The organism is Bartonella sp. AU16XJBT (assembly GCF_028618665.1).
In the GTDB taxonomy this organism is placed as follows: Bacteria; Pseudomonadota; Alphaproteobacteria; order Rhizobiales; family Rhizobiaceae; genus Bartonella.
Window position 1 is genome coordinate 1 of the sequence record NZ_JAQITF010000028.1, and the last position, 9,308, is coordinate 9,308.

Here is a 9,308-nt window from a genome sequence, read left to right on the forward strand (position 1 = left end):
TTGAAAACGATCCCCTAACACAGCCATAGCATGTTGAAAGCAGATTAGATCAAGACTCATATCCTCTAGCTCTACCACGAGATGCTTTTCTGGTATCTTCATGGCGTTTCTCCTCCTTGGGAATATTGATCATATCCCTCTTGATATTGTCCCACTTGGTATTGTCCTTGCGGTTTTCCACCATCGAAAAATGGTAACAAGCTAATGGCATAGCGAATACGCCCCGATTGACCAGAGCGACTGATGTAATCATGGTCTTTCGTGACACTGGTGATCACCACAGATCCATGGAGAATAGCACTATAGCCGTTGTCACTCATCCAACGGATCATCTGAACGGGTTTGGCTGCACGAATGGTTCTGGTGATGGCATCAAGAGCGACACGGTCCCCAAACTCTTCTGGAAACAACACCCCATGGATGGTTTTGGGATCATTGCCATAGCCGGTAAATTGCAAACCAGGAGCCTCACCAAAACGCTCTAAGCAAACCCAGGAGGCAGAGAACTCTTCCTCAAACGATTGGAAATTCAGCCAGTCCACATAAAAGAGATGTGGACCTAACATCAGCAAAGGATCTCTCATAGACGCCCTCCCCTTGATTGTATTCCTTCCAACACGTCATCTCTTTCGAAACCTATCATTGCATCTCTCCTACCATTGCGCCCTCCTCTCATTGTGTTCTTTCCAGCACGTCGTCTTTTCCCTTATTCTGTAGCCCGTATCACTCTGTCCCGCCGTGCAGCGCATTGGCGCGTGCCCGTTGCAAAACATGGGCAACCGCACGACCAGTGGCCATGGGTTCACGCGCCCCATTAATATGCACTGTGACATTTTGATTGTGGGTGATGGGGGAACGGTCTTTGTCTCTTGGTTCTCTCCCTGATGGCTGAGGAGAAGCCCCCGCAAATTGTACTATGGGTTGGATGGACGTTTTGCCTCCTAAAAAACTTGGCAAATAATCTCTTACATCAATCGACCCAATCCACCCCTTTATGCGGTGAGGTAAAGATTTACAATAATCCATCAATTGTGAGATAGACGACATAAAACCATCAACAATCCAACTCGCTAAATCTTCACCGGCTTGTTCCATACCAGCCTTGGCACTCTCTGTGAGCTTTTCGCGGGCAAAAAAGCTTCCCAACCATTGCCAAAAGTTGGAAAAGCTTTGTTTAACGCCCTCCCACAAACCAACAAAGCTTTGAGAAACAGAGGAAAGTCCTTGTTTAAACTTTTGCCAATGGGAAGAGAAATCAAAAGCAGCAGCAATGATGTTTTTCCATTTGGTGATGGTTGCCGTATCAGCACCAAAAAAACGCATAACGGCTTCAAAGGCTTGGCCCCAAGCCCGTGTTATCCCCCGTGCAAAACCTTTGACAAAAGAAGAAAAACGATCCCAATATTTCCACAAAGCAAAACAGCTAGCGATGATGACAGCCACAACAGCAGCAATGAGAGCCCCGATCCGGGTAAAAATACCCCCCCACAACAGAAGAAAGAGCTGCCCCAACCACTTCGATTACTGTCCCCATAAAGCCAAACGAGGTAGAAAATGCCGCACCTGAAACGGCTATCCCCCGTAAAGCCCCCACAAGTAAAGTCATGGGGCGAAGAAGACGCAGCGCACTCCCACCAAGCCCTGCTGCCATTAAACCCAATGAGCGCCCTGAAGTGACTAATCCGCGCCAACTTGCTTTCAGCGTGCGGCTAACAGCACCCATCTTGATAAAATATGATAGCACTGATCTGCTTTTTACAATGTTTTACTAAATATAAAAAATATTTTTATTTCAATACACTTAATTTAAAGTACATTATGTAAGTAGTTTAAATATTCTTTATTTTAAGATAAATGAATATTTTATTTTGACAAAAAAATTAAAATAACTTATCCAAATAAAAAAACAAATATCATTATTCTATTCTTCTTATGAAATCGATGGGGAAATGAATATTGGGGGCTTTCATAAGGAGAGTATTGGTGTATAAAAAATTCCTTCTATCATATACAGCTATAGCAACTATAATACTGTTTAATAGCTCTCTCAGTCTACAAGCTAAAGACCTTGAAGTTTCTGATGGAAAAACAGTAACAGTACATGAAGAAACCTATGATACACTTCATGCAACAAACGGCAGTAAAATCATCGGTAAGCATTTAAAGATAAAATCACCACATTACGATCCATACGCTGTAACAGCTGAAGGTGCTAACAGTGCGATTGAGTTATTGGATAACACAACCATTGGAAAAAAAGATTCTGAAGTCCACTTAGGTCTTGAAACCAAAGACGGTGCGACAATCAAGATGATTGGAGGTTCTATTATAGCTGGCTACACTGGTGCTTCTTTCACTAACAGTAAGAGCAAGGAAAATACACTAGAGAATGTACTTATAACGGATGCGAATGATAGTCTAGATACATATTTAGGAATAGTTACCAAAAACAGCAACCTTACCTTAAAAGGGGTAACTGTTCACGCTTTCAAAGCTCTAGAAGCAGATGATCATTCTCAAATAACAATATCAGGAGGGGAATTTGATGGAATGCTTGATGGAGTATCTGCTAAGCAAGGCAGTATCATTGATATAAAAGATAATGCTAAAATTACCTCATCGATTTCTAGTGGTTTATATGCAGATGGTCCAAAATCCAAAATCGCAATGACGGGGGGAACAGTAAGCGGATATTCTCTAGGCACATTGCATGCAGAAAACGGTGGCCATATTGATATTACAGATGTTGTTATAACATCAAGAGATAATATAGGAACTGGTGCTTTCGTAGATAATGAGGGGAGCGTAATTGAATTGCATGGCACAACAATTAAAGATGTTTCAATCGGGCTTGATGTGCACGAGGGTAGCACGGGCAAGATGACCGGAGGCTCCATTACAACTTCGCTCATAGGAGCTGAATACATTGAGAGTAATAGTGATGAAAATAAACTGGAAGATGTGGTGATATCAGGTTTTAAAAATAATGAGACACCATCCTCCGGAGTCAATGTCCTAAAAAAAAGCAAACTCTCTTTGAAAAATGTGACAATTACTCAAACATATTCCGGTGTAGATGCTTTTTTTAATTCTCAAGTAACAGTATCAGGGGGATCAGTTTCTGCAAGTACCCTAGGAGTATCTGCTGTTTCTGACAGCACCATTACTTTAAAAGACAATGTAATAATTACTCAAGTAGATCAAGGCATAAATGCTCATGATCATTCTCAAGTAACAGTATTAGGGGGATTAGTTTCTGCAAGCACCGTAGGAATGTATGCTGAATCTGGCAGTATTATTACTTTAAAAGACAAAGCTGAAATTATCTCAAATGGTGCTGGATTATATGCAAACGATCTACAATCTAAGATTACAATGACAGAAGGTACAGTAAATGCAAAAGAAGCTGCATTATATACTGCAAACGGGGGACACATTGATATTACAAACGTCTCTGTAACAGGGAAAATTGGTGGTTTGCAGCTCGCATCTGTTCTTTCTACTTCTTTAAATGAATCAAATGATCCAAAAAATTATCAAAACGCTGAGATCAATTTGACCGATACCAAAACTCATGTCGATAATGGCACTGGAATTCTCATTGCAACTTTCAGTGATAATACCATTAAAAATATTACCAATCTGTCAATTGGTACAGCCAATCTCATAAATTCAGAAATCCATGCAGATGTTTTATTAGGCAACGGTACTTGGGGAAATCAAGAGTTTTTGGAAGGTATAAATGCAAAAGCAATACCCAACGGTAGCTTCACATTAAATGCAGATCATTCTACTTTAGAAGGCAGAGCAAACATCACAAAAGAGAGAAACGTACGTTTTAACCTCAAAAACGGTACACAATGGTTCTTAAAAAACAGCGCACAAGAAAAAGATGCTGATGGTAATCTTCTTGATATCGCTCAAAGAGCACGCTCTGATGTTTCTGTGCTTAATCTCAACAACAGCTCTGTTGTTTTTGCAGAACCAATAGAAGATGGTTATTACCACACATTGTATATAGGTTCTGGTAAACCAGATACCAAAGCTGTCTATAATGCAACAGGCAATGCACAGATTTCTCTCAATAGCCAATGGAGTGATGGGGCACCAATCGCTGACCAAAAAACAGACCGACTTCTGATCAATGGTGATGTATCAGGCAACACATCAATTTATGTCACGAGACGATCAGGAGGGAATAATGTGAAAGAAAACACTTCCGCTTCTGCCAATGTGCGTGGTCTTTCACTCATTCAAGTTTCTGGAAATGCCCGTGAAGACTCCTTCAAACTAGTTAATGGTTATACCACAAGAAATGGGACACCCAATAAATATACCCTACGTGCCTATGGACCAAATTCAAGCCATGGCAAAGCCAATATAGCGCAAAATTTGTTGGATGAAAAAAATGAAAATTTCTGGGATTTCCGTCTACAACCTGAATTTCTTAATTCTAACCCCGGTTCTGGCTCTCATCCCGGCTCTGGCTCTAACCCCGGCTCTCCCCCTGATCCTGAACAAAATGTGCAAGCCGTTGTCCCTCAAATGGCAAACTATTTGCTCATGCCAAATGCCCTCTTCTATACGGGATTGATCGATATGGCAAAACAAAATGCGCTGTTAGCCAATATGAGAACATCTGTCTCGGGGAAACAACAAGAAAAACAAAACGGCTTCTTCTTATATACCTACGGTGGAACAGGAACATTATCCTCTGAAAGTGCTCCTCGTAAATATGGTTATAGCGGTGCTCATCTTCGTTATGCCGCTCTCCAAGGGGGTGTGAACTTTGCCGCCCTGGAAGGGCAAAATACCACAACACATTTCGGTCTTATAGGAACCTACGGGCAGCTTTCTTTCACGCCAAAGAATATGAAAGACGCAAGTAAAAGCACGGTGGATAAATGGTCACTTACAGCCTATGGCAGCATACAGCATGACAATGGTTTCTATCTTGATACCCTTTTATCCTATGGGATCCTAAAAGGAGATATCAGCAATGCCATCATTGGCAAAACCGCAAAAGTGAAAAATGCAAAAATGTTGAACCTCTCTACAACTATTGGCAAAAAATTTGCCACCGGGATTGCAGGTATAACCTTTGAACCTCAAGCACAACTTGCCTATCAATATTTGATGTTTGATACCATTTCAGATACTGACAGCTTTAAAGTCAATATGAACAAACATCATCAATGGTTGATCCGTGTTGGAGGACGTTTGAACAAAACCGTTGTCACTGCTGAAAACGGGCGTGCTGTTTCCTTCTATGGAAAAATAAATGTGATCAAAACGTTTGGTGATGATCAAGCAATATATATTGATAAAGCTTATCAACTTGATCCTATGGGCTCTTTGCTTGAAGGTGGACTTGGTATCAGTGCACAATTGTCTCAAAACGTCTCGCTTCATGGTGATGTCAGCTATCAACAAAAACTTCAAAAAACTGGTATAAGTGGCGCAAGTTTTTCAGGCGGTATACGCTATCAGTTTTAAGGAAAAACTGTAAAAGAAAGCGTATTCCTTCTGTTTGTATTCATAAAAAAAGCAGCACAATATGCTACCTTTTTGCTTTATAAATCCTGTTTACCCCACACGATCCCCCTCCCTTTTTATCAAGAAAAAATGCAAGGTATTTTTATCTAGGATATATCAAAATCCCTAAATAATGAAAGCGAAGACTTTTTAATAAAAGCGCAATTTTATTGACCAAAGCACCATTCATTTCAAAGCTTCAATATGAAGCTCTTTATGAATGATGTTTTTAAACTTTAAATATGTCTGTTTTACCCCCCTCAATCAGACAAGCGTTTATTGGAAACTTTCTCCTCATCAGAAAACTGAAAAAATTTTGCTGTTCATACAATATTCAAATAAGAAAAAACACAAAGAACTATAAATGATAGAGTATTAAAATATCTTTTCGTATTAAATAAAAATATCTCCGAATAATTATCATAAAATGACTAACTTTTCATAAAGAAAACTCACTACTGCTTAAACATTATTTTTCTTAAGTTATCAATGATATAAGAAATCATATTACTATGACATAGTATAACAAATAACCATAGTACAGACAATAAATGAATAAAATACTTTAAATAAAAATAAACTATATATAATAGGAATTTCTATACAAATTATTTAAAATCTTTGACAAAGAAATAAAAATAACTTATCGAACTAGAAGGAATGTAACACAACGAGGAACAACAACTCATTTTCTATTCTTCTTATGAAGCGGGTGGGGAAATGAATTATTGGGGACTTCAAAGGAGAATACGGATGTATAAAAAATTCCTTTTATCATATACAACAACAGTCGCGATCATACTCTCTAGTATCCATTTTAATGCACATGCTGAAACTCTTAACGCCTCAGGAGCAGATCCAGAAATCACCGGAAAAACCGGTGCAACCTATGAAATTATTCACGCAGAAAAAGGTGGAAAAATCATCGGTGAAAATTTAACAGTCACCGGAAATAAAAACACCAGCGAAGGATCGGCCACTTCTTCTCCAGGATCATCTTCTTTAGAAGCACCAGCTGCTGTAACAGCTGAAGGCAAAAACAGTGTAATCGAATTAACGGGGGATAAAACAACCATCAAAGGAACTGATTTTGACATTATTCTAGGTCTTGAAGCAAAAGACAACGGCATAATCAATATAACTGGTGGAACAGTAAATGCAAAAGAAATGGCATTATTTGCAGGTGACGGCGGACGTATTACGGTCAAAAATGTCGTTCTGTCAGCGAAAAATGACAAAGGTTTTGGTGTAGTCGTCTCTGGTGGAAATAAAAGCACGATTGAACTTCAAGAGAATACAAAGATTGAAAATGCTGTAATCGGATTAACTGCAAACAACGATAGCACAATCAAAATGACCGGTGGATCCATTACTGCTTCCGTAGGTGGTGCTACTTTTATAAACAGTAAGAGCCAAGGAAACGAACTGAATGATGTGATAATATCGCTCAGTGATATTGATAATGGACAATATTCACCAACAGGCGTAAGTGCCAGCGATAATAGTCAAGTCACATTAAAAAATGTAATCGTCACTAACGCAGAAACAGGCATACTTGCGAATAATTCTAAATTAGAAGTTTTTGGAGGAAAATTTAATGGAAAATACCAAGGTGTGCACGTTTTAAACGGTGGCTCCGTTATTTTAAATAAAGGTGAAAAAGATGGTGCTACAATTACATCAACGGATGGAACAGGGCTCCATGCTGAAGGTGAAAACTCCAAAATTAAAATAACGGGGGGAAATGTAACCGGAAATCAAGCAGCGTTACTTGCAGAAAATAAAGGATATATCGAGGTAAAAGATGCAACTTTAAAAGTGATAAAAGATGAAGGAACCGGTGCAGGTGCTAGCGATTCTGATAGTATAATTAAATTAAGCGGAAATACAACAGTTGAAAGTACTTTTGTTGGCCTTGGTGCAGCGAATGGCGGTAAAGTCGAGATGACTGGAGGAACAGTAAAAGGAAATCAAGCAGCATTATCTGCAATACAGGGTGGACACATCGAGGTCACGGATGTTTCTCTAAAAACAAATATCAAAGGATTTGGTGCACGATCTATCGGTCCTAACAGCACAATTGAATTGCACGGAAACCCAACAATTGATGATGCTGGAATCGGACTTTTTGCACAAGACGGCGGTGCAATCAAAATGAGCGGTGGTTCTATTACAGTATCTACAACGGATGTTGCTACAGTTGGTGCGGGCTTCTCAAACAATAGTAAAGGAAATGAGCTTGAAAATGTGACAATATCAAAAAAAGAAAGTGATACATCATCATTATTGGGAATAAGTGCCATCAATAACAGTCAAGTCACGTTAAAAAATGTAATCATTAAACAAGCTCAAAAAGCTGTCTTTGCGAGTAATTCTGAAATAACAGTCTCTGGAGGATCATTTGACGCAAAAAATGATGCAATATATGCTCTAGATAGCGGCAGAATTATTTTAACTAATGTGTCACAGATTACGTCAGATGATGGTTATGGTCTCTTTGCTGAAGGTAAAAACTCCACAATCACAATGACAAAGGGAAGTGTCGCAGGAAAAAATAGCGCATTGTCGGCTGCGAATGGTGGCCATATTAAAGTCACAGATGTTACCCTCAAAACCAAGGAAGGTCGATTCGGCGTATCTTCTGATGGCATGGGCAGCCTGATTGAATTGCACGGCAATACAAAGATTAATGATAGTGAAACTGGGATTGCTGCAAACGGCGGTGGAGCAATCAGTATAGTAGGCGGAACCCTCACAGCTTCTCAAATTGGTGCAAGCTTCTCAAACAGTAAGAGCAAAGAAAACAAACTAGAGAATGTGATAATATCAAGTGGTAAAGACGATTCACCACTGAAATTTGGAGTAATAGTAGATCAAAACAGTACCGTCGCTTTAACAAATGTAACCGTAAAACAAGCAGAACATGCCATAGTTACAGATCATGAATCTATAACAACAGTCTCTGGAGGATCATTTGACGCAAAAAATGCAACTGTAGTTTCTCACAACAACAGTATCGTTACTCTAACCAAAGATGCTCAAATTACATCATCTGAAGCCCCCGGACTCTGGGCAAAAAACAATGGTGCAATCAGCATGACAGGCGGAACCATTAAAGCTTCCAACATTGGTGCTAGTTTCGAGAACAGTAATAGAAAAGAAAACAGTCTAGATGGTGTGATCGTATCAAGTAATAAAGACGATGCATTACTAAACATAGGAATATCTGCAGATAAAAGTACCGTCGCTTTAACAAATGTAACCGTAAAACAAGCAGAAAGCGCCATAGGTGCAAATAATGAATCTACAATAACAGTCTCTGGAGGGGCATTTAATTCAAAAAATGCAACTGTAGTTTCTCACAACAACAGTATTGTTACTTTAACCAACAATGCTCAAATTACATCATCTGAGGGCCCTGGACTCTTTGCAACAAAAGGTGGCGCAATCAGTATGACAGGCGGAACCATTAAAGCTTCAATAATTGGTGCTACCTTTGAGAACAGTAAGAGCAAAGAAAACAAACTGGAAAATGTAACCATATCAAGTGGTAAAGACGATGCACCACTCATCTATGGAATAGACGCAAACCAAAACAGTATCGTCGCTTTAACAAATGTAACCGTAAAACAAGCAGAAAGCGCCATAATCGCAGATGATCAATCGACAGTAACAGTCTCTGGAGGATCATTTGATGCAAAAGATGCAACAGTAACTTCTCACAACAACAGTATCATTACTTTAACCAACAATGCTCACATTACATCATCTGA

Annotated in this window: 5 protein-coding genes and 1 pseudogene; 2 read left to right on the forward strand and 4 right to left on the reverse strand. The window is 39.3% G+C overall.

The genetic code is table 11. The features are described from left to right. The 4 genes and pseudogenes from PVV66_RS08705 to PVV66_RS08720 form a co-directional block, all read right to left on the reverse strand. A pseudogene (locus tag PVV66_RS08705) lies at positions 1-102 on the reverse strand (phage tail protein); the annotation flags it as partial. Further along, a complete protein-coding gene (locus PVV66_RS08710; protein ID WP_273719438.1) occupies positions 99-584 on the reverse strand; it encodes a phage tail protein in 486 nt (161 codons plus the stop codon). The pseudogene PVV66_RS08705 and the gene PVV66_RS08710, both read right to left, overlap by 4 nt. 139 nt (positions 585-723) lie before the next feature. After that, positions 724-1,491: a hypothetical protein gene (locus PVV66_RS08715; protein ID WP_273719440.1), complete on the reverse strand. Its 768-nt coding sequence runs from the start codon at positions 1,489-1,491 to the stop codon at positions 724-726. Then, on the reverse strand, positions 1,424-1,744 hold the full coding sequence (locus PVV66_RS08720; protein WP_273719442.1) for a hypothetical protein: 321 nt from the start codon (positions 1,742-1,744) through the stop codon (positions 1,424-1,426). The genes PVV66_RS08715 and PVV66_RS08720 overlap by 68 nt, the downstream gene beginning before the upstream one ends. Positions 1,745-1,983: 239 nt before the next feature. Here PVV66_RS08720 and PVV66_RS08725 point away from each other — a divergent pair, with 239 nt between their 5' ends. Next, positions 1,984-5,496, forward strand: coding sequence for an autotransporter outer membrane beta-barrel domain-containing protein (locus tag PVV66_RS08725; protein ID WP_273719443.1), 3,513 nt, complete (start codon positions 1,984-1,986; stop codon positions 5,494-5,496). A gap of 759 nt (positions 5,497-6,255) precedes the next feature. Beyond that, the coding region (locus PVV66_RS08730; protein WP_404977274.1) for a beta strand repeat-containing protein at positions 6,256-9,308 on the forward strand (3,053 nt) is incomplete at its 3' end.